The sequence below is a fragment of the Olsenella absiana genome (genome assembly GCF_036408855.1).
GTDB classification, from domain to species: domain Bacteria; phylum Actinomycetota; class Coriobacteriia; order Coriobacteriales; family Atopobiaceae; genus Olsenella_K; species Olsenella_K absiana.
In genome coordinates, this window is the sequence record NZ_JAZGJQ010000001.1 from 423,892 (window position 1) to 447,788 (window position 23,897).

General features: G+C 71.6%; 21 protein-coding genes. 19 read left to right on the plus strand and 2 right to left on the minus strand.

The genetic code is table 11. The features are described from left to right. The first annotated feature begins 151 nt into the window (after positions 1–151). The 5 genes from metK to VXJ25_RS01795 all read left to right on the plus strand — a co-directional run bounded on the left by metK (position 152) and on the right by VXJ25_RS01795 (position 6,986). Positions 152–1,405 (plus strand): methionine adenosyltransferase, encoded by a 1,254-nt coding sequence (gene metK / locus VXJ25_RS01775; protein ID WP_330957490.1) that lies wholly within the window; start codon positions 152–154, stop codon positions 1,403–1,405. Then, positions 1,406–3,709 carry a replication restart helicase PriA gene (gene priA / locus VXJ25_RS01780; protein ID WP_330957491.1) on the plus strand — a complete coding sequence of 768 codons (2,304 nt, stop codon included), beginning with the start codon at positions 1,406–1,408 and terminating at the stop codon, positions 3,707–3,709. It abuts the gene before it with no gap. 150 nt (positions 3,710–3,859) lie between these two features. Beyond that, positions 3,860–4,402 (plus strand): peptide deformylase, encoded by a 543-nt coding sequence (def, locus tag VXJ25_RS01785; RefSeq protein WP_330957492.1) that lies wholly within the window; start codon positions 3,860–3,862, stop codon positions 4,400–4,402. 9 nt (positions 4,403–4,411) lie between these two features. Beyond that, complete coding sequence (gene fmt / locus VXJ25_RS01790) at positions 4,412–5,326, plus strand: methionyl-tRNA formyltransferase (RefSeq protein WP_330957493.1); 915 nt, start codon at positions 4,412–4,414, stop codon at positions 5,324–5,326. A gap of 1 nt (position 5,327) precedes the next feature. After that, a complete protein-coding gene (locus VXJ25_RS01795) occupies positions 5,328–6,986 on the plus strand; it encodes a transcription antitermination factor NusB (protein ID WP_330957494.1) in 1,659 nt (552 codons plus the stop codon). Positions 6,987–7,164: 178 nt separating this feature from the next. Here VXJ25_RS01795 and VXJ25_RS01800 read toward each other — a convergent pair whose 3' ends face one another. Further along, positions 7,165–7,347, minus strand: a complete 183-nt coding sequence (locus VXJ25_RS01800) for an FmdB family zinc ribbon protein (protein ID WP_330957495.1) — start codon at positions 7,345–7,347, stop codon at positions 7,165–7,167. Between the two features lie 161 nt (positions 7,348–7,508). On the opposite strand from VXJ25_RS01800, the gene VXJ25_RS01805 reads away from it, so the two are divergent. Beyond that, entirely contained in the window at positions 7,509–8,870 is a 1,362-nt protein-coding gene (locus VXJ25_RS01805; protein WP_330957496.1) for a thiamine diphosphokinase, read from the plus strand. A gap of 115 nt (positions 8,871–8,985) precedes the next feature. Here VXJ25_RS01805 and rpmB read toward each other — a convergent pair whose 3' ends face one another. Further along, entirely contained in the window at positions 8,986–9,174 is a 189-nt protein-coding gene (gene rpmB / locus VXJ25_RS01810; RefSeq protein WP_330957497.1) for a 50S ribosomal protein L28, read from the minus strand. 857 nt (positions 9,175–10,031) lie between these two features. On the opposite strand from rpmB, the gene VXJ25_RS01815 reads away from it, so the two are divergent. The 13 genes from VXJ25_RS01815 (at position 10,032) to ftsY (ending at position 23,897) form a co-directional block, all read left to right on the plus strand. Next, positions 10,032–10,376, plus strand: coding sequence for an Asp23/Gls24 family envelope stress response protein (locus VXJ25_RS01815; RefSeq protein WP_330957498.1), 345 nt, complete (start codon positions 10,032–10,034; stop codon positions 10,374–10,376). A gap of 45 nt (positions 10,377–10,421) precedes the next feature. Continuing rightward, positions 10,422–12,092, plus strand: coding sequence for a DAK2 domain-containing protein (locus VXJ25_RS01820; protein ID WP_330957499.1), 1,671 nt, complete (start codon positions 10,422–10,424; stop codon positions 12,090–12,092). A gap of 9 nt (positions 12,093–12,101) precedes the next feature. Continuing rightward, positions 12,102–14,360, plus strand: a complete 2,259-nt coding sequence (locus VXJ25_RS01825; protein ID WP_330957500.1) for an ATP-dependent DNA helicase RecG — start codon at positions 12,102–12,104, stop codon at positions 14,358–14,360. A 1-nt stretch (position 14,361) separates the two neighbouring features. Then, entirely contained in the window at positions 14,362–14,943 is a 582-nt protein-coding gene (rsmD, locus tag VXJ25_RS01830; protein WP_330957501.1) for a 16S rRNA (guanine(966)-N(2))-methyltransferase RsmD, read from the plus strand. Further along, on the plus strand, positions 14,936–15,475 hold the full coding sequence (gene coaD, locus VXJ25_RS01835; protein WP_330957502.1) for a pantetheine-phosphate adenylyltransferase: 540 nt from the start codon (positions 14,936–14,938) through the stop codon (positions 15,473–15,475). The genes rsmD and coaD overlap by 8 nt, the downstream gene beginning before the upstream one ends. A gap of 205 nt (positions 15,476–15,680) precedes the next feature. Beyond that, entirely contained in the window at positions 15,681–16,175 is a 495-nt protein-coding gene (locus tag VXJ25_RS01840) for an ATP synthase subunit B family protein (protein ID WP_330957503.1), read from the plus strand. Between the two features lie 4 nt (positions 16,176–16,179). Then, positions 16,180–16,761, plus strand: a complete 582-nt coding sequence (locus VXJ25_RS01845; protein WP_330957504.1) for a YceD family protein — start codon at positions 16,180–16,182, stop codon at positions 16,759–16,761. Positions 16,762–16,901: 140 nt separating this feature from the next. Further along, complete coding sequence (rpmF, locus tag VXJ25_RS01850; protein ID WP_330957505.1) at positions 16,902–17,081, plus strand: 50S ribosomal protein L32; 180 nt, start codon at positions 16,902–16,904, stop codon at positions 17,079–17,081. A gap of 134 nt (positions 17,082–17,215) precedes the next feature. Then, complete coding sequence (gene plsX / locus VXJ25_RS01855; protein ID WP_330957506.1) at positions 17,216–18,205, plus strand: phosphate acyltransferase PlsX; 990 nt, start codon at positions 17,216–17,218, stop codon at positions 18,203–18,205. A gap of 139 nt (positions 18,206–18,344) precedes the next feature. Further along, entirely contained in the window at positions 18,345–18,581 is a 237-nt protein-coding gene (locus VXJ25_RS01860; protein WP_330957507.1) for an acyl carrier protein, read from the plus strand. Between the two features lie 19 nt (positions 18,582–18,600). Further along, positions 18,601–19,368, plus strand: a complete 768-nt coding sequence (rnc, locus tag VXJ25_RS01865) for a ribonuclease III (RefSeq protein ID WP_330957508.1) — start codon at positions 18,601–18,603, stop codon at positions 19,366–19,368. 12 nt (positions 19,369–19,380) lie between these two features. Then, positions 19,381–22,992, plus strand: a complete 3,612-nt coding sequence (gene smc / locus VXJ25_RS01870) for a chromosome segregation protein SMC (protein ID WP_330957509.1) — start codon at positions 19,381–19,383, stop codon at positions 22,990–22,992. After that, the gene (gene ftsY, locus VXJ25_RS01875; protein ID WP_330957510.1) at positions 22,992–23,897 is read left to right on the plus strand and encodes a signal recognition particle-docking protein FtsY; all 906 of its coding nucleotides are present in this window, start codon (positions 22,992–22,994) and stop codon (positions 23,895–23,897) included. Before smc ends, ftsY begins: the two co-directional genes overlap by 1 nt.

Sequence of the window (23,897 nt, forward strand, 5' to 3'; positions counted from 1 at the left end):
CGGCGCTCGGGCGACAACGACCACCTGAAGCGTGGCAATTGGCGGTTCTTTGGGGAGGCGCCCCCAACACGCGTTGGAAAAGGCGTAGCATAGCCTCCCATGAGACCGCAAGAGCACGCTTCCGCCGACGGCGGGCAGGAAAGGACCAAGCATGGCTCAGAGCAAGAACTACCTCTTCACCTCGGAGAGCGTGACCGAGGGCCATCCCGACAAGATGTGCGACCAGATCTCCGACGCCATCCTGGACGCGATCCTCGCCAAGGAGGCCGAGCTGCAGGCCCAGGGCTATCGCGACACCCAGGGGCGCCCCGCGAACGTCGACAACGTCCGCTGCGCCATCGAGACCTTCACCACCACGGGCACCGTCATCGTCATGGGCGAGGTCCGCACCGAGGCCTACGTGGACGTCCAGAAGATCGTGCGCGAGACCGTCCGCAGGATCGGCTACACCCGCGCCAAGTTCGGCTTCGACGCCGACACCTGCGGCGTCATGAACCTCATCCACGAGCAGTCCCCCGACATCGCCCAGGGCGTCGACGGCACCTTCGCGCGCGGCGACGACGAGGACGAGATCGACAAGATCGGCGCGGGCGACCAGGGCATGATGTTCGGCTACGCCTCCGACGAGACCGACGTCTTGATGCCCATGCCGATCTACCTCGCACAGCGCATGGCCAAGAGGCTGGCCGACGTCCGCAAGGAGGGCACCCTCACCTACCTGCGCCCGGACGGCAAGACCCAGGTGACGGTCCGCTACGAGGACGACAGGCCCGTCGAGGTCACGGCAGTGGTCGTCTCCACGCAGCACTCCGCCGACGTCAAGCTCGCCGAGATCCGAGAGGACATGATCGCCAAGGTCATCAAGCCGGTCATGGAGGAGGCGCGCATCAAGTGGGACGACGCCAAGATCTACGTCAACCCCACCGGCCGCTTCGTCGTGGGCGGCCCCATGGGCGACACGGGCCTGACCGGCCGTAAGATCATCGTCGACACCTACGGCGGCATGGGCCGCCACGGCGGCGGCGCCTTCTCCGGCAAGGACGCCACCAAGGTCGACCGCTCCGCCGCCTATGCCGCCCGCTGGGTCGCCAAGAACGTGGTCGCCGCCGGCCTCGCCCACAAGTGCGAGATCGAGCTCGCCTACGCCATCGGCGTCCCGCAGCCCGTCTCCATCTCCGTGGACACCTTCGGCACCGGCTCGGTCGACGACGACCTCATCACCCGCGCCGTCGAGCAGGTCTTCGACCTGCGCCCGGGCGCCATCATCCGCGACCTCAAGCTCCGCCGCCCCATCTTCGAGAAGACCGCGGCCTACGGCCACTTCGGCAGGACCGACAAGGACTTCACCTGGGAGGTGTGCAACCGGACGGACGAGCTCAAGGCGGCCGTCGCGAAGCTGGCGTAGGTGCGCTACGCGAGCGTGGTCGTCGACATAGCGACGAGGGCCCTGGACGAGCCCTTCGACTACGTCGTGCCCGAGGGGCTCGCGGGCGCCTGCGTCGTGGGCGCTACGGTGCTCGTGACCTTCTCGCACAGGCACGCCGTGGGCTACGTGGTGGCGCTCGCCGACGAGGCGCCGGCGGGCGTGGAGGCGGGCCGGCTCCTTCCCGTGGAGGCCGTGCTCGCCGCGCCCGCCTTCGACGAGGCGGGCGCGCGCGTCGCGCTCTGGCTCGCCCGGGAGTACGCCTGCCCGCCCGCCGACGCGGTGAGGCTCTTCCTGGCGCCGGGACAGACGGTCAAGGTCACCCGCGCCGGCGAAGGCGCGCCCTGGGAGCTCGTGTGCGAGTCGTCGGGCCCGGTCGACGAGCGCTGGGTCGCCCTCGGCGAGGCCGCGGAGGGCTTCCGGCCGCGCGCCAACGCCAGCAGGCAGCGCCAGGTCATCGAGGCGCTCGAGGCCGGCCCCATGCGCCTGGCCGAGCTCGCCGCCACGGCCGGCGCCGTCTCCCAGACGGTCGCGGCGCTCGAGCGGCGCGGCGTCGTGCGCGTCTGGCGGGCCCGCCACGTGCGCGGCCAGGGGGGCACGTCCCTCTCGTCCGCAGTCGCCGCGCGACCGCGGGAGCTCACGCGCGGCCAGAGGGCAGCCCTCGCCGCGATCGACGAGGCGCGCGAGGCTGCCGCCGGCGACGTCGTGCTCGTCGACGGCGTCACGGGCTCGGGCAAGACCGAGGTCTACCTCGACGCCATCGAGCACGCGCTGGCGGCCGGTAGGGGCGCCATCGTGCTCGTACCGGAGATCTCGCTCACGCCGCAGACGGTCGGCAGGTTCCGCTCGCGCTTCGGCGACGAGGTCGCGGTGCTGCACTCGCGCCTGTCCGCCGGCGAGCGCTTCGACCAGTGGGACCTCGCGCGCAGGGGCGAGGCGCGCGTGGTGGTGGGCGCCCGCTCGGCGCTGTTCGCGCCCGTGGCGGACCTCGGGCTCATCGTGATAGACGAGGAGCACGAGGGCTCCTACAAGCAGGACAAGTCCCCGCGCTACCACGCGCGCGAGGTGGCCGCCAGGCTTGCCGCCGAGCGCGGCTGCGCCCTCGTCCTGGGGTCGGCGACGCCCTCGCTCGAGAGCCTGCGTCGCTGCGAGGTCGGCAGCTGGCGCGGCGCGCGCTGGCGGCGGGTGGAGATGCGCGAGCGGCCGGGAGGCGCCCGGCTGCCCGAGGTGCGCGTGGTGGACATGGCGAGCCAGTTCCGCGGCGGCAGGAGGTCGGTCTTCTCGGCCCCGCTCGCCGAGGCGCTCGAGGGCGTGAGGGACAGGCGCGAGAAGGCCGTGCTGCTGCTCAACCGCAGGGGCTTCTCGAACTTCCTGATGTGCCGCGACTGCGGCTGCGTGCCTGAGTGCCCGCACTGCTCCTGCGCGCTCACCTACCACGAGCGGACGCACACGCTGGAGTGCCACACCTGCGGGAGGAGCTGGCCGCAGCGGGCCTACCCAGACCCCACGACGCGCTGCCCCAACTGCGGAAGCCGCTACATGGCGGCCTACGGCGTGGGGACCGAGCGGGTCGAGGACGAGCTCCGGCTGCTGCTCGGCGACGGCGTGGAGGTCATCCGGATGGACGCCGACGCGACGCGGCGCAAGGGCGCGCACCAGGAGCTGCTCGAGCGCTTCGACGCGGCCGAGTGCGCGGTGCTCGTGGGCACGCAGATGATCGCCAAGGGCCTCGACTTCCCCGAGGTCACGCTCGTGGGCGTCGTCAACGCGGACACGACGCTGAAGCTGCCCGACTTCAGGGCGGCTGAGCGCACCTACGACCTCCTGGAGCAGGTCGCGGGCCGCGCGGGCAGGGGAGGGGCGGCCGGCGAGGTCATCATCCAGACCTACTGGGCCGACCACCCCGCGATCCAGGCGGTCGCCCGCCACGACCGCGACGTCTTCCTCGCCTACGAGCTCGAGGACAGGCGCGATTCCGGCTACCCGCCCTTCTCGCGCGCGGCCAACGCCGTCGTGTGGGGCAGGGACGCGCGCGCCGTGGCGGCCTCGGCAGACGAACTCGCCCGCCTCGTGCGCGAGGAGGTCGGGGGCGAGGGCGGATGGGAGGTCCTCGGACCCACGGACTGCGTGAAGGCCCGGGTCAAGGATAGGGTCCGCCGCCACGTGGTCGTGAAGGCGCCCCTCGACGCCGACCTCGGCCCCGTGCTCTCGCGCTGCGCCGCCAGGCTCCCCAGGCGGCAGGGTATAAGGATGGCGTTGGACGTCGACGCCTACGACTTCATGTAGGCGCTGCGGGAGACGGCGGGCGCCGACGCTAGAGGCCGGCGAGGCCGCCGGCAAGACAGGGACCGGCGAGGCCGCCGGCAAGACAGGGGCCGGCGAGGCCGCCGGCAAGACAGGGACCGGCGAGGCCGCCGGTGAGATAGGAGGATCCACATGAGCGGACTGGAAGACATCGTCCTGGCGCCGAACGAGTGCCTCAAGACCGAGTGCGCGCCGATCGACAAGATCGACGGCAAGGTGAGGCAGCTCGCCAAGCGCATGCTCAGGGACATGTACGCGGCGGACGGCTGCGGCCTCGCCGCGCCGCAGGTGGGTGAGCTCGTGCAACTCGTCGTCATCGACGTGGACTACGGCGCGGGCAAGAAGAACCCCTACGTGCTGATCAACCCCAAGGTCGTCGTCGCCGACGGCGAGGAGCGCGAGAACGGCGAGGGCTGCCTCTCGTTCCCGGGGATCACGGTGCCCGTCTCGCGCCCGACCCACGTCGTGGTGCAGGCGCTCAACCTCGACGGCGACCTCATGCAGTACGAAGCCCGCGACAACCTGCTCGCCATGTGCCTGCAGCACGAGATCGACCACCTGCACGGCGTGACGATGCTCGACCACCTCGCGCCGGCGCAGCGCGTCCGGGCCGTCGCGGCCTACCAGGACGCCCTCGCCCGGGGCGCGCGCCCCGGCGAGGTCGGCGAGGAGTAGGGGGTCGGCATGCGCATCGTCTTCATGGGGACGCCCGAGTTCGCCGTCCCCTCCCTCGAGCTTCTGGCCGAGAAGGGCGACGTGGCGCTCGTGGTCACGCGCCCCGACGCGGTGCGCGGCCGCGGCAGGCGCCTCGAGCCCTCGCCGGTCAAGGCCGCGGCGGGGCGGCTCGGCCTGCCCGTGCTCGAGGCGCGCCGCGTGAGCGACGAGGTGCTCGCCGCCGTCGCGGACGCCGCGGCCGACGTGGTCTGCGTGGCGGCCTACGGGGCGATCCTGCCGGACGCCCTTCTCGGCATGACCCGCCTGGGCTGCGTGAACGTGCACGCCTCCCTGCTGCCGCGCTGGCGCGGCGCCGCGCCGATCCAGCGCGCGGTGCTGGCGGGCGACGAGCGCGCGGGCGTCTCGATCATGCGCATCGCGCACGACCTCGACGCAGGCGCGTGGTGCCGGCAGGCCTCGACGGAGGTCGCCGACAAGCCCTGCGCGGAGCTCATGGCGGAGCTGGCCTCTCTGGGCGCGCGCGAGCTCGCGTGCGCGTTGGACGAGATGGACCGCGGGGTCGCGGTCTGGCACGAGCAGGACGAGTCGCTCGTGACGCTCGCGCCCAAGATCTCGAAGGAGGAGATGCGCCTCGACCCGGCCGACACCGCGCTCGCCAACAAGCGGCGTGTGCAGGCGTCGCTCGACGCGGCGCCGGCGCGGCTGCTCGTCGGCGGCCGGGGCGTCCGCGCGATGGGCGCCGTGCTCAGCCCGCGCGCCGTGGCCACCGGTGCGGTCGAGGTCGACCGCGGCCGGGTGTTCCTCGGCTGCGCTGACGGCGCGGTCGAGCTCACGGTCGTGAAGCCGGACGGCAAGCGCGAGATGCCCGCCTCCGCCTGGGCGCAGGGGCTCAAGGTGGAGAGCCTCGCCTGGTCGAGGGCCTAGCGTGGGCGGGGGCGAGGAGCGGGCGAGAAGGACGTCCGGCCGGCGCGGGAGCCGGGCGAGCGCCGCGCGCGTTGCCGCCGCTGACCTCGTCCGCGAGGTCCGCGCGAGGGACGGGCGCGTGAAGGACGTCGCGCGCGGGTCCGCGGCGCTCGCCGGCCTCTCCGAGCGCGACCGCGACCTGGCCATGCGCCTCGCGTGCGGCGCCGTCGCGACCAGCGGCCGGCTCGACGAGGTCATGGGCTCGCACCTGACGGGCAGGGGCCACCTCGAGCCGCGCGTGCGCGACGCGCTGCGCGTCTCCTGCTTCGAGCTGCTCTACCTGAGCACGCCCGCCTCGGTGGCGGTCGACCAGGGCGTGGAGCTCGTGCGCGTGCGTTCGCCGCGCGCGGCCGGTCTGGCCAACGCCGTCCTGCGCCGCGTCGCGGAGGAGGACCGGCCCAGGGTCGAGGCGGCGCGGCGAAGGCTCGAGGGCCACGTCACGGGCGACGCCGCCGCGGCCGGCCCCGCCGCAGCCGGCGATGCCGCGGATGCGGATGACCTGGCGGACCTCGCGCTCGTCTCCGGCCTCCCCGACTGGCTCGTGCACGAGCTCGTGGGCGCCGTGGGCCTACCCGCGGCTCGGAGGGCCTGTCTCGACGAGCTGGAGCCCGCGCCCGTCTACGTGCGCGCGAACCCCATGAACTTGTCGCCCGGCGAGGCGCCCGCGTGCCTCGCCGGGCTCGGGCTCGGCCCCAGACGCGTCGAGGACACCGACGTCTACCTGCTTGAGCGTCCCGGTGCGCTCGCGTCGAGCGGGCTCGTGCAGGAGGCCGCTGTCGTCCCTGCGGACCTGGCGGCGCAGCTCGTGGCCCTCGTCGCGGCGCCGCGGCCTGGTGCGACCGTGCTCGAGGTGGGCCAGGGTCGAGGCACCAAGTCCCTGCTGCTCGAGGCGGCCGCGCTCGCATGCGGCGGCGTGGCCGACATCCTGGGCGTGGACTCCGAGGCGTTCAAGTGCCGGGTCTCCCGGAGGCGGATGGAGGCCGCGCGCCTGTCCGACCACGTGTCCAGCCTCGTGCTCGACGCGCGCGAGCTCGGCGGCAAGGAGGCGCCGGCGGGCGTCGCCACGGGCTACGACCTCGTCTTCGTCGACGCGCCGTGCTCGGGTTCGGGCACGATGCGGCGCCACCCCGAGATCGCGTGGTCGCTCGCGCGCGCGTCGGTCGAGCCGGGCGGGCCGGAGGGTGCCGCCGTGCCGGGCTGCTCCGCCGTGCCGGGTTGCTCCGCTGCGCCGGGCGACCCGGAGGGTGCCGCCGTGTCGGGCGGGCCGGAGGGTGCCGCTGCGCCGGGCTGCGCCGGCGGCCTTGCCCCACTGCCCGCTCTGCAGCTCCAGATCCTGACGGCGGCCGCCGCACGCGTGCGACCTGGCGGCGAGCTCGTCTATGCCACCTGCTCGTTCCTGCCGCAGGAGAACGCCGACGTGGTCGACGCGTTTCTCGGAACGGACGAGGGAGCCGACTTCGAGCTAGCGCCCGTCTGCGAGGCCTGGGGCGTGCGAAGGTTGGGCGAGAAGGGCCAGCGGCTCCTCAGGTCCTTCTCCGATAGGGGCACCTTCCTGAGCCTGCCCGGCAAGTGGGCCTGCGACCTGCACTTCTGTGCGCGCATGGTGAGGCGCGGGCAGTAGCGCGCTGGGCGACAGCGCCGGGCGACCTCAGGGCCGGGCGCCCTTAGGGCCTGCGGGCGAACATGAAGAGAGCGCATGCCGGTCGCTGCCTGGCGTGCGCTCTCTTCATGCAAGGCCGCTTGCTACGGTTGCCAATACGGGCCGGTAATGGCCCCTTGTGCTGCGACGATGGTACTTTCTACTTGCCTTTTTGATCAGTGTTGTAGAAGCCCGAACCCTTGAAGACGATGCCGGAGGGGGAGAAGACGCGCTCGGCCTCGTTGCCGCACTTGGGGCAGGTCACCTTGGGGTGGGCGGACATGGGGTGCTCCACCTCGAACGTGGTACCGCAAGAAGGACACTTGTAGTCATAGCGAGCCATAGAATAAAGCCTCCGAAGACGAACGAGCCGAACAGGGCGCGCAAAGCAACCCTGCTTCACGCTTGTGATACTTTACCCAAATGGCGGCGGGCGAACCGCAGGGATGCGACAATGCCCGCCGATTCCATGCCAGCTTGCGGCCAGCTCGCGGAGGGGTGCGTATGTCCATTGCAGGAGCGATTTTCGACCTAGACGGGACCCTCGTCGACTCGCAGGCGCAGTGGCGGCGGGCCGTCACGGGCGCGCTCGAGGGCCGGGGCCTGGGTGCCGCCGAGGCGGACCGCGCGTTCGAGGAGTCCGATTCGCTCGCCCTGGGCGACAAGTGCGCGTGGCTCCATGACAACCTGGACATGGGCGTGAGCGCGCAGGAGCTCTACGCGGAGGTCTTCGAGCGCATGCGGGCCGCTTACGAGCACGAGGTGACTGCCCTTCCGGGGGCTGGGGCGTTCCTGCGCGAGCTCGCCGGTGCCGGCGTGCGCCTCGCGATCGCCTCCTCCACGCCGCGTCCCCTCGTAGACGCCGCGCTGGCCGGGCAGGGGCTTGACGGCCTCTTCGAGGTGATCGTCACCGGCGAGCAGGTCGCACGCAGCAAGGAGTTCCCTGACATCTACCTGGCGGCGCTCGAGGCGCTCGGCACGCCGCGCGAGAGCACCTGGGTCTTCGAGGACGCGCCCTACGGGCTCAGGTCCGCGCGCGAGGCCGGGCTCAGGACCGTCTGCCTGTTCGGCGCGGGGCACCGCGAGGGGAGGGGCTCGGACGAGGACTCGCTCGCCGCGCTCGCGGACGTCTTCGTGCATGGTTACGCCGAGCTCTCGCTCTCGCTCATCGATGACTTCGCCGCAAGCGACCCCGCGCGCCGACGCGGCGAGACCAGGGTCCTCGTCGTGGACGGCTCGCCGCTCCCGAGCTCGGCTGGACTCGTCAGCAGGCTCGCCGCCGCCTCCGACTACGTGGTTGCCGCCGACAAGGGCGCGGAGGCCCTTCTCGCCGCCGGAGTCCCCGCCGACATCTTCTGCGGCGACGCCGACTCCGTGAGCGAGGAGACCGCGGCGTGGGCCCGGGCGCACTCGTCGGCCGAGATCTTGTTCCCGAGCGAGAAGTACGACACGGACCTCGGCCTGGCGCTCGCCTGCGCGCGCCACGAGGCGGCGCGCAGGGGGACGTCGGCGCGCGTGACCGTGACCTGCGCCTCGGGCGGACGGCCCGACCACGCCCTCGCGGTGGTGGGGCTTCTCGCGCAGAACGCGGACCTGTCGCCGAGGATCGTGGAGGACGGCTACGAGTGCCGTGTGCTCTCGCCGCAAGGGACCGCGATCTGGCGGATAGCGGGCCGCGAGGGGGCGACCTTCTCGCTCGTCGCGCTCAGGGAGGGGACCGTCGCGAGCGAGCAGGGCTTCCGCTGGGAGCTCGACCACCGAAGCCTCGCCCTTCTTGCGGACCTCGGGATTTCGAACGTGGTCGCTGCGGATGCGGCGGAGGTCGAGTGCCACGCCGGCGTCGCCGCGGCCTATCTCATCGGGTAGGAAGCCGGGAGGCACGGGCAGGAAGCCGGGCAGAAATCATAAAAAAGAAGGCCCTCGAAGAGGGCCTTCTAGAACTCTAAGCTCGCCTGACGAGGCGCATGCCGAGGGCGCAGACTTACCCGCGGACCAGGTTGCCCTTCTTGAGGCAGGTGGTGCAGACGTTCATCTTCTTGCGCTTGCCGTCCTGCACGATGGTGACGTGCTGGATGTTCGGACGGAACTTACGGTTTACGGTGCGGTGCGAGTGGCTCACAGAACGACCAGCAACAGCGTGCTTACCGCAGATCTCACAAACCTTCGACATGATACTGACCTCCAACTCAGGCGCTCGGGCAGACGTGGTGGCCTTAGCGCCCCTACTACTCACAAAACACAGGGAACTATACCACAACGCATCGACGTGACAAGGGCATCATCCACCAACCTCAGGGGTGGGTGGGCAAAGCCCGTCGTTTCTCCACATGCACTCGACGACGCGCCGGCCGTTCCCATTGGTCTCGCTCCCCGCTCCACTCGCGCGCGGCCTGTATTATCTGCGGTTCGAAGAGGGCTGCTCCCGTCGCCCGCCCGCCATCGCGGCTCTACGAGGGCGCCCCTGCGCGCCGCCCCGGGCTTCCCCCAGGTTCCCACGGCACATCAACAGTGCAATGAAGACGAGCAAATCGCTTTTTCCTGACAATTCTTTGGGATTCTGTCGAGAAAAAGCGATTTGCTCCTCCCTCAAATCGCGTTTAGCGGACAAAATCGGCGGGTTTTGTCGAGAAAAAGCGATTTGCTCACGAAAGGGCCGTGCAGGCGCGCCGCGCCGGCACGGCCTAGATGTCATGGGGCGGACAAGGACGGCTTAGAGGGGCTCTCAGCGGCTCGCCCGTCTGGGGGTGCCCAAGCTGAAACGCTTCGACTCCGTGGGCTGCACCTACCATGTGTCCGCTGCGCCGCCCGCGCCCCCTGCGCCGGCCGCGCCCCCAGCCTGCGCCGGCCGCGCCCGAGCCCGCCCCGCGGTCCCGCCCCGCGCCCCGCGGCGCCCTCAGCTCGCCGCGGGCGAAATCGTGCCTTGGAACTGAGCGGTTGCCACATGGGTTATACTGACTCCGATTCATGTGACGCAACGGGCGTGGTCGCAGGCGTGCGCGAGGCACGCTTCGGAGAGGAGCAGCACAGATGGCTGGATCCGTACCGGGTTCTCTCAAGGTATCTAATGACGTCATCGCGGACCTTGCGGGCTATGCGGCGCTCGAGTGCTACGGCGTCGTCGGCATGGCCATCACGGACGAGCAGGAGGGCGTCGCGCGCCTGCTCCCCACGTACCGCCTGCGCAAGGGCATCGGCGTCTCCTCGGAGGGCGGCAGGGTCGCCGTCGACCTCCACGTGATCGTCGAGGCCGGCGTAAACATGGCGTCCGTCTCCTCCAACCTCCAGAGCACCGTCAAGTTCATCCTCTGCAAGATCGCGGAGCTCGACGACGTCGAGGTGCGCGTCCACATCGAGGGCATGCGCACCCGCTAGGGCAGCAATCAGCCGAAGCGTCAACAAGGAACCGAGGCCTAACCAATGATTTCGAACGTGATCCGCTCCTGCTTCCCGGTCGCTGCCCAGGTGGTCGCCGACAAGGCCGAGGAGATCAACAAGCTCAACGTCTTCCCCGTCCCCGACGGTGACACGGGCACCAACATGTCCCTCACCCTCGGCACGGTGGTGAAGGAGGTCGAGGCCCTCCCCGCAGGAGCGAGCATGGCCGACGTCGCCAAGGCGATCACCCACGGCTCCCTCATGGGCGCGAGGGGCAACTCCGGCGTCATCACGAGCCAGATCCTGCGCGGCGTGGCCGAGGGCCTCGTGGCCGCGGACGGCCCCGACGCCACCCCGTCCGACGTCGCCGTCGCCCTGCGCAACGGCGTGCGCGTCGCCTTCAAGGCCGTGCGCAAGCCAGTCGCTGGCACGATCCTGACCGTCCTCAAGGACGTCTCGGAGCGCGCCGACCAGCTGGAGAGGACCGACATCACCACCGACGACCTTCTCGACCAGCTCGTCGTCGAGGCCTACGAGTCCGTAGCGCGCACGCCCGACCTGCTTCCCGTCCTCAAGGAGAACGGCGTGGTGGACTCCGGCGCCTTCGGCCTGGCCACCTTCATCGAGGCCTTCGTGAACGCGCGCAAGGGCAAGGCCGGCGAGGTCTCGGACTTCAAGACGACCGTCTCCACCGAGGAGGAGGCCAAGGGCCACGTGGCCGACGTCGTCGACATCGAGATCAACGACGACTGGGAGGGCTCGCAGTTCCGTTACTGCACCGAGTTCCTCTTCCACGCGGACAGCCCCATGTTCGACGAGGACGCCTGCCTCAAGTACTTCTCGACCATGGGCGACTGCGAGCTGCTCGTCGGCTCCAACCCGGACTACAAGTGCCACGTGCACACCAACCGACCGGACCGGGTGCTGCGCCACATGCTGCACCGCGGCCAGATCTACAACGTCTTCGTCCACAACATGGACCTCGAGGCGCAGGAACGCACGGAGAAGGTCCGCGCGGACAAGGAGGCCGCCGCGCCCGAGCCCAAAAAGCCGCTCGGCTTCGTGGCCGTCGCCCCCGGCTCGGGCGAGGCCGACATCCTGCGCTCGCTCGGCGTCGACGTCGTCGTCTCCGGTGGCCAGACCATGAACCCCTCCACGGCCGACCTTCTCGAGGCCATCGAGCAGTGCAACGCGGAGAACGTCATCGTCCTGCCCGACAACGGCAACATCCGCATGGCTGCCGAGGCCGCCGTCTCCGCATGCGAGGACGTCCACGCCGCCGTCGTGCTCACCAAGTCGGTGCCGCAGGCGTTCAGCGCCATGTTCGCGGTCGACCCCGAGGCCTCGCTCGAGGACAACGTCGAGGCCATGACCGAGGCCGTCGCCGCCGTCCGCGACGGCGAGGTCACCACCGCGGTGCGCGACTCCCAGGCCGCCGACGGCACGCCGATTCACTCCGGCGACGTCATGGGCATCGAGGGCGGCGCCATCACCGTCGTGGGCTCCGACGTCAAGCAGGTCACCCTCGACCTCGTCGCGCGCATGCAGGAGGCGGAGGAGGGCGACACGCTCACGATCCTCGCCGGTGCGGACCTCGACGACGAGGCCTTCGAGGACCTGACGGCCGCCATCGAGGAGGCCCAGCCCGACCTCGAGATCGACGCCCACAGGGGGGAGCAGCCGCTCTACCCCGTCGTCTTCTCGCTGGAGTAGGAAGCGCCGGTGCTGAGCGTAGGCGACGCGGGGGCAAGGCTGCAGCAGACCTGCGCTCTCACCGGATCGACCTCCAGGCTGCGCTACGTGTCAGGGAGGCGCGAGGAGGCCCTCGGCCGCCTCGGCCTCGCCCGCGTGCGCGACCTGCTGCTGCACCTGCCCCATCGCTACCTCGACTTCACGCGCGTGACGACCGTCGCCGCAGCCGAGCTCGGCGCGGACGCCACCATCGTCGGCACGGTGGACCGCGTCAAGCTCAAGCGGCCGCGCCCCAGGATGCAGATCGTGGAGGTCTCCGTCCTGGACGAGACCGGCGTGCTCATGGTCTCCTTCTTCCGCCAGCCCTGGGTCGCGGACCAGCTCAAGCATGGCGAGAAGATCGCGGTCTCGGGCAAGGTCACCTTCGCCTACGGCTTCAAGCAGATGCGCTCCCCCTTCTACGAGGTCCTCGGCGCCCCGGGTGCCCCCGCTGCCCCCGCCGTAGCCGAAGGCCGCCCCGCGGGCAGCGCCTCTGCCGCTGCGGGCGCCCCCGGCACCCCCGGCACCCCCGGCACCCCCGGCACCCCCGCCCCCGACGCCTCCTCCTTCGCGCGCGTCCTGCCGGTGCACCCGGTCGCCGAGGGCGTCTCGCCCTCGTGGATGCGCCGGATCGTCTCGTGCGCGCTCGCCGACGCCGGCGACGTCTGCGACCCGGTGCCGGTGGAGCTCGTGTGCCGCCACGGCCTCATGGGCCTGCGCCAGGCCCTGCGCGAGGTCCACTTCCCCCACGGCCTCGCCGCGGCGGAGCGGGCGCGCCGCCGGCTCGCCTACGACGAGCTGCTGAGCCTGCAGCTCGCGCTCCTCACGCGCCAGAGGATCGACCTCGGCGGCGTCGAGGCCTGCGCCCACGTGACGGACGGCCCGCACCTTGCCGCCCTTCTCGACGCGCTGCCCTTCTCGCTCACCTCCGAGCAGCGCCAGGCGGCCGACGAGCTCCTCTCCGACATGGCGGCCCCCCGGGTCATGAGCAGGCTGCTCCTGGGCGACGTCGGCACCGGCAAGACGGCCGTGGCCGCCCTCGGCCTCGCCGTCGCGGCGGACACCGGCACCCAGGCGGCCGTGATGGCGCCGACCTCGGTTCTGGCGCGCCAGTACGCCGACAAGCTCGGCGCCCTCCTCGACGCGGCGCACGTCAGCTGGGCCCTCGTGACGGGCGCCACGCCGGCCCCCGAGCGGGCGCGCACGGCCGAGCTGCTCGCGTCCGGCGAGCTCACCTGCGTCTTCGGCACGACGGCGATCCTCTCGGGCGACCTCGCCTTCGCGCACCTGACCTACGTGGTCGTGGACGAGCAGCACCGCTTCGGCGTCAACCAGCGCCTCGCCCTGCGCGAGAAGGGCCCGGGGGCGGACCTGCTCGCCATGACGGCGACGCCCATCCCGCGCACGCTGGCGCTCTCGCTCTACGGCGACATCGCGCTCTCCCGGATCTCCGAGCGGCCGCACCCCGGCGCGGGCGTCACGACCAGGGTCATCCCTTCGGAGAACGCCGACCTCGCCATCGGCGCGATCCAGGAGGCGGCGGAGGCGGGCCGGCAGGCCTACGTGATCTGCCCGCTCGTCGACGACGGCGACGACGGCTCGGAGCTCGACGAGGTGCCGGAGAGCGCGAAGTCGGGCGCCAAGCGGCCGCACTCGGCCCAGTCGACCTACGAGCGGCTCTCGCGCGGCGCGCTCTCGGGCCTGTCCCTCGGCCTGATCACCGGCAGGATGTCCGCGGACGAGAAGGACGACGCGATGGCAAAGTTCAAGGCGCACGAGACCGACGTGCTCGTCTCGACCACCGTCGTCGAGGTGGGCGTGGACGTGCCCAACGCGACGGTCATGCTCGTCTACGACGCGGACCGCTTCGGGCTGGCGACCCTGCACCAGCTGCGCGGCCGCGTGGGGCGAGGCGAGCTGCCCGGCGAGGTCTTCCTGGAGTGCGCGGCCAAGCGCGGCGCGCCGGCGCGCAGGCGCCTGAAGGCGCTCGAGGACACGAGCGACGGCTTCGCCCTGGCGGAGCTCGACCTGAGGCTGCGCCGCGAGGGCGAGCTTCTGGGGTATCGCCAGCACGGCGGCGTCTCGCTGCGCATAGCTGACCTCGCGGCCGACAAGGACCTCGTGGAGGCCGCCTTCGCGGACGCGCGCGAGATCGCGGCGGCCGACCCCGACCTCTCCCGGCCCGAGCACGCGCCGCTCGCGCGGGAGTGCCGCGACAGGTTCGGCGCGTACTTCGAGGAGAGGGGCTAGCATGAGGGTCGTCGGCGGAAGGTGGAGCGGCCGCAGGTTCGAGGCGCCCGAGGGCAGGGGCACGACGCGCCCGACGACGGAGCGCACGCGCGAGGCGATCGCGTCGATGATCCTCTCCGAGGAGGACCTCGACCTCACGGGCTCGCGCGTGCTCGACGCCTTCGCCGGGTCGGGCGCCATGGGCATCGAGCTGCTCTCGCGCGGCGCGGCGCAGGCGACCTTCGTCGACCGCGACCGCAGGGCCTGCGCGCTGATCAGGCGCAACCTGGCCTCGCTCGCCGGCGAGGGCGGCCCGTGGCGGGTCGTGTGCGGCGACGCCCAGCGCCTGGTCGCGAGGCGCCTCGCGGGTGGTCCCTTCGACGTCGTGTTCCTCGACCCGCCCTACGCCCTGGGCGCGGCCGAGGTCGCGCGCATGGTGGAGGCCGGCGTCGCCTCGGGCACCATCGCGCCCGGGGCGCTCGTGGTCTACGAGCGCTCCGCGGAGGGCGAGCCCGCCCCCGTCGCGGGGGCGCGGACGGTCAGGTCGAGGTCGCGCGGGATCTCCTGCGTGGACCTCATGAGGGTGGGGGAGGACCATGACTGAGGTCCATCACGTCCAGCACGTCGTCGTCCCGGGGACCTTCGACCCCGTGACTCTCGGCCACATCGACGTCATCCGGAGGGCGCGCAAGCTCTTCCCGCGGGTCACGGTGGCGGTCGCGGAGTCGCGGGCCAAGCGCGGCGTGGGCACCGCCTTCACGCTCGAGGAGCGCGTCGACATGCTCCGCGAGGCGCTCGCCACCGAGGGCATCCGCATGGAGGGCGTCGAGGTCAGGCCCTTCGGCGGCCTGCTCGTCGACTTCTGCCACGAGGTCGGCGCGGGCGGCTTCGTCAAGGGCCTGAGGGCCATGACGGACTTCGAGTACGAGCTGCAGCAGGCCGACCTCAACAGCCACATGGCCCCCGACCTGGAGAGCATCTTCGTCATGTCCAGCCCCAAGTACGGCTACGTCTCGAGCTCCATCGTGCGCGAGATCGCCTCGCTCGGCTCCGACGTCTCCCTGCTCGTGCCGCCCAACGTGGCGCGCCGCCTCGAGGAGCACTACGGCTCCGAGCCCGCGCGGGGCGCCGAGTAGGAGCGCGAGAAGGACGCGCGTCCGCGGCCCGGTGCGCCTGCGGCCGCTCCGCCGCACCCAGCCCTCCGCGCCCGTCCCCAGCCAGACCCGGCCGCACCCAGCCCGCCGCACCCGTCCCCACGTGCCCTTTTTGTGGGACGGCGCAGCCAGCGCCGCATCTGCTAACATGTTGGGGATAGCGCTGTCGCTACGAAAGGAGTCCTGGATGCAGCCAGGTGAGGAGATAGAGAGCCTGGTCGACGAGCTCGAGCAGATCGTGGTCGAGGCCAAGTCGTCGTTCGGCGGCGGGGGCCAGAAGAAGATCGTCGACGCTGAGGAGATCTACGGGATCCTCGACGAGATCCGCAGGACCTTCCCGCAGGAGTTCCAGGACGCGCGCCGCATCATCAAGGAGCAGGGCGAGACCCTCGACCGCGCCCAGAAGCAGGCCGACGCCATCATCGCGGACGCCCAGCAGCAGGCGATGGTCATCGCGGGCGACCAGGAGGTCGTGCGCCTCGCCAACCAGCAGGCGGAGAACATCCGCGACCAGGCGCAGCAGTACGAGCGCGACACCCGCTACAACGCGGAGGAGTACGCCGACACGGTGCTCTCCCACCTCGAGGAGAACCTCAAGTCGCTGACGAGCACCGTCACGCGCGTGCGCCAGACCCTGAACGAGAACTCCGGTGCCGCCAACGACGGCAACGACAACTGGTAAGCGCATGGAGCCGGTCATCGTCGCGCTCGACGAGCGCCTGGACAACCCGGGGAACACCGTCCCGTTCGCGGGGCACCTCGACGAGGGGGGCTACGAGGTCGGCGAGCACGACTTCGCCCTCCCCGGCGGCATCGACTACGACCTCGTGCTGACCAACGCCGGCGAGGGCATCCTCGTGACGGGGATGCTGCGCGCCCACGTCGTCGGCGAGTGCGACCGCTGCCTGGACCCCGCCGAGTTCGACGTCGCGGCGGAGGTGGACGAGTACTACCTCTTCCACGAGCCTGAGCACCCCGCCGAGGACGAGGAGGAGGGGCCGGACTACTCGCTCGTCTCGCCCGATCGCACCCTCGACCTCACCGAGGCGCTCACCAGCGCCCTCGTGATGGAGACCCCCTTCGTGGTCCTCTGCAGGCCGGACTGCAAGGGCCTCTGCCCCGTGTGCGGCGCCAACCTCAACCACGGGGACTGCGGGCACGCGGCCCAGATCGAGGAGGAGAGGCTCTCCTCCAACCCGTTCGCGGCGCTCAGGGGCCTCGACCTGTCGGACGGCGCGGACGAGCCGCAGCCGGGCGAGAAGGACTAGCCGCCCGGGACGGGCGCCACGCACGGTGAAGATATGCTGGAGCCATGCAACGCGTGCGCAAAGGTGGTATAGTTCGTTTCTGTGTGATTTGCAGAAAGTCCGTCCGTTCTCGGTCGGTACAGAAGTAAGAGAGGTAAACGATGGCAGTTCCTAAGCAAAAGAAGGGCCGCGGCGCCACGCACACTCGCCGCTCCGCCAACAGCAAGCTCGCCGCCCCGGCACGCTCCGTGTGCCCCCGTTGCGGTGCTCCTAAGCTTCCGCACCACGTGTGCCCCAACTGCGGCTACTACAAGGACCGCGAGGTCGTCGTCACCGACTAGCCACAGCAGCGTGCAACCTTTGTGGGAGGCTGGCTCAGAGGGGCTGGCCTCCTTTTCTGTATGCGGACCGCGTGCGGGCGCAGGACGCGCCGAGCGGGCAGGCTGCCGGTCGGACGGACGGGGAGGAGAAGAGCGTGACTACCATCTGCGTTGACGCCATGGGGGGCGACGAGCGCCCCGAGGTGGTGCTCGAGGGCATAGCGGCCGCGCTCGCGGCCGACCCCGAGCTCGAGGTCCTCGTCGCCGGGGACGAGGGAGTCGTGGGCCCGTTCGCCGAGTCCCACGAGCGCGCCCGCGCGCTCGTGACGACCGAGGTCATCGGCATGGGCGAGCACCCCGCCGAGGCCGTGCGCGCCAAGCGGGACTCGAGCATCGTGCGCGGCTGCGCCGCGGTGCGTGCGGGCGAGGCGGACGGGTTCTTCTCCGCCGGCTCCACGGGGGCGATCTTCACCGCCGCGACCCTGGGCGTCGGTCGGATCCGCGGCATCAGGCGCCCCGCCCTCGCGACGGCGCTGCCCGGCCTCGATGGCCACCGCACGATCGCGCTCGACCTCGGCGCCAACGCCGACGCCCGGCCCGAGATGCTCGTGCAGTTCGCGCACATGGGCCGCGCCTACGCAAAGGTGGTGCTCGGCGTCGAGGACGCGCGCGTGGGGCTGCTCTCCAACGGCACGGAGGACGCCAAGGGCTCCGAGCTCGCCGTCTCCTACCACGAGGCGCTCGCGGCGGCCGGCTGCGGCTTCGCGGGCAACGCCGAGGGCACCGACCTCCTGCTGGGCTCCTTCGACGTGATCGTGTGCGACGGCTTCACGGGCAACGTGGCGCTCAAGTCCATGGAGGGCACCGCCAAGTACCTGGTCAAGCAGATCAAGGCCGCGGCGGGGGAGAGCAAGCGCTCGGCCGTGGGGGCGCTGCTGTTCAAGCCGGCGCTCAAGCGGGTGGCGGCGGAGCTTTCCGGCGACGAGTACGGCGGCGCGGTCCTTCTCGGCCTCAAGGCGCCGGTCTTCATCGGCCACGGCGCGACGAGCGCGACGGCGGTGGCCAAGGGGACCGCCGCCTGCGCTGCGGCCGTTCGCGGCGGCCTTGTGGACGGCATCGCCCAGGCGCTTGCCGACGCGAGCTAACGGATACAATCTTTCACGTCAAGTCCCGGCGGTGGGGCGACCCCTGCGCCGGTGGCCCGGCGTCGGCGGGAGCCCGGTCGCCGGGGACGCTCGCCGGGAGGCCCGGCGGCGCCGGGGAAACGTATGCGAGGAGGCAGGCATGGACCGCGCGGCAATCTTGGAGAAGGTCAGGGACCTCGTGAGCGAGACGCTCGAGTGCGACAGGGACTCCGTCGAGGAGGGCACGAGGTTCTCCGACCTCGGCGCGGACTCCTTCGACCTGCTCGAGCTCGTCACCGCCTTCGAGGACGAGTTCGGCAAGACCCTCGACGACGACGCCCTGCAGGGCATCGAGACCGTGAAGGACGCGGTCGACGCGATCGAGAACGCACAGTAGAAAAGGGGAGCGAAGCCTCTTGAAGCTTCACCAGAGAATCAGCGCCGTGGAGAAGATCGTCGAGCACCACTTCTCCGACACCCAGCTCATCACCTCCGCGATCACCCACCCCTCCGCCGTGGAGGGCCAGCCGGTCTCGGCCTCCTACGAGAGGCTCGAGTTCCTCGGCGACTCCATCCTCGGCGCGATGGTGGCGACCGACCTCTTCGAGCGCTTCCCCCAGATGGACGAGGGCGAGCTCACCCGCCTCAAGATCTCGCTCGTCTCGGGCGCCACGCTCTCCGAGGTCTCGCAGGAGCTGGGGATCGGCCCGCTGATCGTCTTCGGCGAGTCCGAGAAGGGCACGGGGACGCGCGGCATGCACTCCGCCCTCGAGAACGTCTACGAGTCCATAGTGGGCGCCCTCTACCTCGACGCCGGCTACGAGAAGACCCACGAGTTCGTGCGCAGGACCCTCTCCCCCTACATGGTCCCCGAGCGCGCCCTGAGGCCGATCAGCCCCAAGTCGCGCCTGCAGGAGGTCACGCAGCGCGACTACAAGTGCGCCCCCGAGTACAAGCTCGTGGGCGAGGAGGGCCCGGCGCACCTGCCGACCTTCACCTCCGTCGTCTTCGTGGACGGCGCGCGCATGGGTCGCGGCACCGGCTCCTCCAAGAAGGAGTCGGAGAGCGCGGCCGCGCTGGACGCCCTCAGGAACCTGGGCGACGAGGAGACCATCAAGCGGGTCGGTGCCTCGGACGCCGCTCCCGTCGCGGGTGCCGCTCCCGCCGCGGGCGGCCTGAGCTAGCAGGGGCGGGCCGTGTACCTCAAGTCACTCATGCTCAGGGGCTTCAAGTCCTTCGCCGACAAGACCCAGATGGTCTTCGACCCCGGCCTCAACGTCGTGGTCGGGCCCAACGGGTCGGGGAAGTCCAACATCTCCGACTCGATCCTCTGGGTCCTGGGCGAGCAGAGCGCAAAGATGCTGCGCGGCCAGGCCATGGAGGACGTGATCTTCTCCGGCTCCTCCGCCCGCCAGGCGGTCAACATGGCTGAGGTCACGCTCACCTTCGACAACTCCGACCACACGCTGCCGGTCGACTTCGACGAGGTCGCCATCACGCGTCGGATGTACCGCTCCGGCGAGAACCAGTACCTGATCAACGGGGCCGTCTGCCGCCTGCTCGACGTGACGGACATCCTGCACGACTCCGGCATGGGCAAGGACACGCACTCGATCATCTCGCAGGGCAAGCTCGACTCCGTCCTCTCGAGCCGCCCGGAGGACCGCCGCGAGCTGATCGAGGAGGCGGCCGACATCTCCAAGCACCGCCACCGCAAGCAGCGCAGCGAGCGGCGCCTCAAGAGCATGGACGAGAACCTCCGCCGCGCCAAGGACATCTCGCGCGAGATCAACCGACAGCTGCGCCCCCTCGAGCGCCAGGTCGCCAAGGCCCAGGAGGCCCACGAGGTGCAGGCGCGCCTCGTGGAGCTCAAGCGCCGCCTCGCCGTCGACGAGGTGCGCGACCTCAGGGGCACGCACGAGCGAGCCAGCGCCCGCGAGCGCGAGGCCGAGGCCGCCTCCGCGCTCGCCCAGGCGCGCCTGGACGACAAGGGTGCCGAGCTCGAGCGCTACCGCAAGCTCCTGGAGGAGAAGGGCCTGTTCGTCGGCGACCTCGACGAGCAGCGCCGCCGGCTCGGCTCGCTCATCACGCGCATGGACTCCGACCTGCGCCTCCTCGACCAGAAGGGCAGGAGCATGGACGCGCGCGCGGCCGAGCTCGCCCGCACGCTCGACGAGGCCGCGCGCGGACGGCGCGAGGGCGCCGAGGAGCTCGAGCGCGTCCGCGCGGAGCTCGATGCCGCCCGCGCCGCCTGGGACGAGGCCAAGCGCCGCACCGACGAGCTCGAGCCCCGCGCCCGCGAGGCCAAGCAGCGCCGCCGCGAGCTCGCGGCCAAGGTGGGCTCCCTCGAGCAGGAGCAGAAGCGTGCCCAGCGCGAGGCCGACAAGGAGATGCTCGCCTACGCGCGCCTGCGCGACCAGGTCGAGGGCGCCCGTACCCAGGACGGCCTGCTCAAGGGCCGCCTCGACGAGATCGAGGACTCGCTCGCGGTGAGCGAGGAGCGCGCCCGCGCCTGCGAGGCGCGCCGCGACGAGGCCTCCTCCGCCCTCGACGCCGCCCGCGAGGCCGCGACCAGGGCCCACGACGACATCTCCCGCCTGCAGGGCGAGCTCTCGGAGGCCCGCCGCGCCGAGTCCGCCGCCCGCGAGGCGCTCGCCCGCCAGCGCGCCAACCTCTCGGCGCTCGAGTCCGTCGACGAGCGCGCCGAGCGCACGAGCCCCCTCGTGGCCTCGCTCACCAAGCGCAACGACGTCTCCGGCCTCGTGCGCCACCGCCTCTCCGACGTGATCGAGGCCCCCGAGGACCTCGAGGACCTCGTCGAGCGCCTGCTCGGCGACGACCTCTCCGCTCTCGTGGTCAAAGACGACGGGTCGGTCGCCTCCGTCGCCAACGTGGCCCTCGGCATGCGCAACACGAGCGGCCGCGTCACGATCCTCGCCGACGCCCCCGCGGGCGAGAAGGACGCGAGGCCCGCGGCCGCCCCCGGCGACGACGGGGCCCCCGCCGACGCCGCGGCCGCCCCCGGCGCCCCCGCCGACGACGGCGCCCCGGGAGAGCCGCTCCTCCCGAGCCTCCGCGTCGCCCCCGGCTCCGAGGCTGCCGTGGCCCGGCTCCTCGGCGACGTGCGCGTGGTCGCCAGCGTCGAGGAGGCCCTCGCCGGCCACGCCGCCGCGCCGCGCCACACCTACGTCGCGCGCTCCGGCGCGATCGTGCTCGCCGACGGCCGCACCTACGTCGGCACGAGCTCGGACGCCGAGCGCGGCGCCCTCGAGCGCAAGCGGAAGATCCGCGCGATGCGCGAGGAGGTGCCGAGGCTGGAGCGCGCGCTCTCCGACGCGCAGGGCGAGAGCGCCGAGGCCGAGAGGCGCCTCTCGGGTTCGCGCGACGCCGACGCCGCCGCCCGCGGCGAGGTCGCCCGCCTCAAGGGTGAGCTCTCCTCCGCCACCTCCGAGCTGGCCCGCATCGAGTCCCAGCGCGCCTCGCAGGCGCAGGAGCGCAAGCGCATCGAGCAGAGCCGCAAGGACTTCCTGGCCAAGGCCGAGGAGGCGCGCCGCGGTATCGACGCGCACAAGGCGGCCTCCGACGCCGCCCAGGAGCGCGCGAGCGTCGCGGCCGAGGAGCTCGAGCGGCTCGGCGCGGAGCGCTCGGGCGCCTCGCGCGAGGAGGGCGAGCTCGAGCGCGGCCTCTCCGAGGCCCGCCTCGCCCTGGCGACGGCCCGCGAGCGCAAGAACAGCCTGATCGGCCGCGAGGACGACCTCACGCGCCGCCAGTCCCAGCTCGAGCGCGACGCGGAGCGCTCCGGCGCCGAGGCCGCGCGCCTGCGCGGCCAGCGCCTGCGCGTGGGGCCGCTGCGCGAGGCCCTTCTCGGCCTGCGCGAGGCGGCGAGCGCCTGGGACGCGCGCCTCAAGGACAAGGCCTCCCTCGTGGAGGCGGACTCCGAGGGGATCCGTCGCACGATCGGCGAGGCACAGGCCGCGCGCGACGCCGCGGCACGCGACCTCGAGCGCGCCCGCACCCAGGCGACGGACGCCAAGGTGGAGATCGGCCGCGTCGAGGCCAAGGTCGAGGCCGCGCTCAGGGCCCTCGACGAGACGGGCGCGGACCTCGAGGAGGCCCTCGCCCTGCCGCAGCTCGAGGACCGCGAGGCCGCCGAGGCCGAGGCCGAGCAGCTCGCCTCCCGCCTGCGCTCCATCGGCCCCGTCAACGAGGTGGCCATGGAGCAGTACCGCGAGCTCAAGGAGCGCGCCGACTACATCTCCGAGCAGGTTGCCGACCTCGAGGCGGCGCGCAAGTCGCTCTCCAAGATCGCGGCCGCCATCGACCGCAAGATGAAGAGGCGCTTCCTCGTCGTGTTCGACCAGGTGAACCAGAACTTCTCGGAGATCTTCGGCATGCTCTTCCCCGGCGGCGCCGCCCACATCGAGATGACCGACCCCGAGCACCCCGCCGAGACCGGCATAGAGATCGTGGCCCAGCCACAGGGCAAGCGGATCATGAAGATGACCCTCATGAGCGGCGGCGAGAAGTCGCTCACCGCGCTCGCCCTTCTCTTCGCCGTCTACCGCACGCGCACGGTGCCCTTCTACGTGTTCGACGAGGTCGAGGCCGCCCTCGACTACGCCAACCTCCAGCGGCTCCTCGACGCGATCGAGCGGCTCAAGGACCAGACGCAGCTGATTGTCATTTCTCACCAGAGGCGCACGATGGAGCAGGCGGACGTGCTCTACGGCGTCTCGATGCAGGCCGACGGCGTGAGCCACGTGGTGTCTCAGCGCCTCGACCAATCCGGAAAGGTGGTAGAGGCCTGATGGGGCTCAAGGACAGGCTCAAGCGGGGGCTCTCCCGCTCGCGCGCCGCGCTCAACGAGATCTTCTACATGGGCGGCGAGGTCGACGACGCCTTCTGGGACGACCTCGAGGACACCCTCGTGATGGGCGACATGGGCGCGGAGGTCGCGATCTCCGTCACCGACGACCTGCGCGAGCAGGCCGCGCGCGAGAACCTCACGCGCGCCGGGCAGCTCCGCGAGGCCCTCGCGCGCCGCATCGCGAGCGAGTTCGCCACGGCCGAGCGCGACCCGTTCTCCGACCTGCCCTCCGTCGTGCTGTTCGTCGGCATCAACGGCGCCGGCAAGACCACGACGGTCGGCAAGCTCGCCAACGTGGCCAGGCGCGCCGGCACCCGCACCCTCATCGGCGGGGCGGACACCTTCCGCGCCGCGGCGATCGAGCAGCTTGACGTCTGGGGGCAGCGCTCCGGCGTCGAGGTCGTCACGCGCACGCGCGGCGCCGACCCGGCGAGCGTCTGCTACGACGTGATCGAGCGGGCCGAGAAGGACGACGCCCAGCTCGTCCTCATCGACACGGCGGGGCGCCTCCACACCTCGCCCGAGCTCATGCGCGAGCTCGAGAAGGTCGTGAAGGTCACGCGCAAGCGCTCCGGGATGCCCGTCTCGGTCGTCCTCGTGATCGACGCCACGACCGGCCAGAACGGCCTCAACCAGGCCAAGGAGTTCAACGACGCCCTCGACCTCGACGGCGTCATCGTGACCAAGCTCGACGGCACCGCCAAGGGCGGCATCGCCGTCCAGATCTCGCACGAGCTCGCACTCCCGATCCTGCGCGTCGGCGTGGGCGAGGGGGTCGACGACCTGCAGTCCTTCGACGCGCTCGAGTTCTCGCGCGCGCTCGTCGGCGAGAACGAAGGGAAGTAG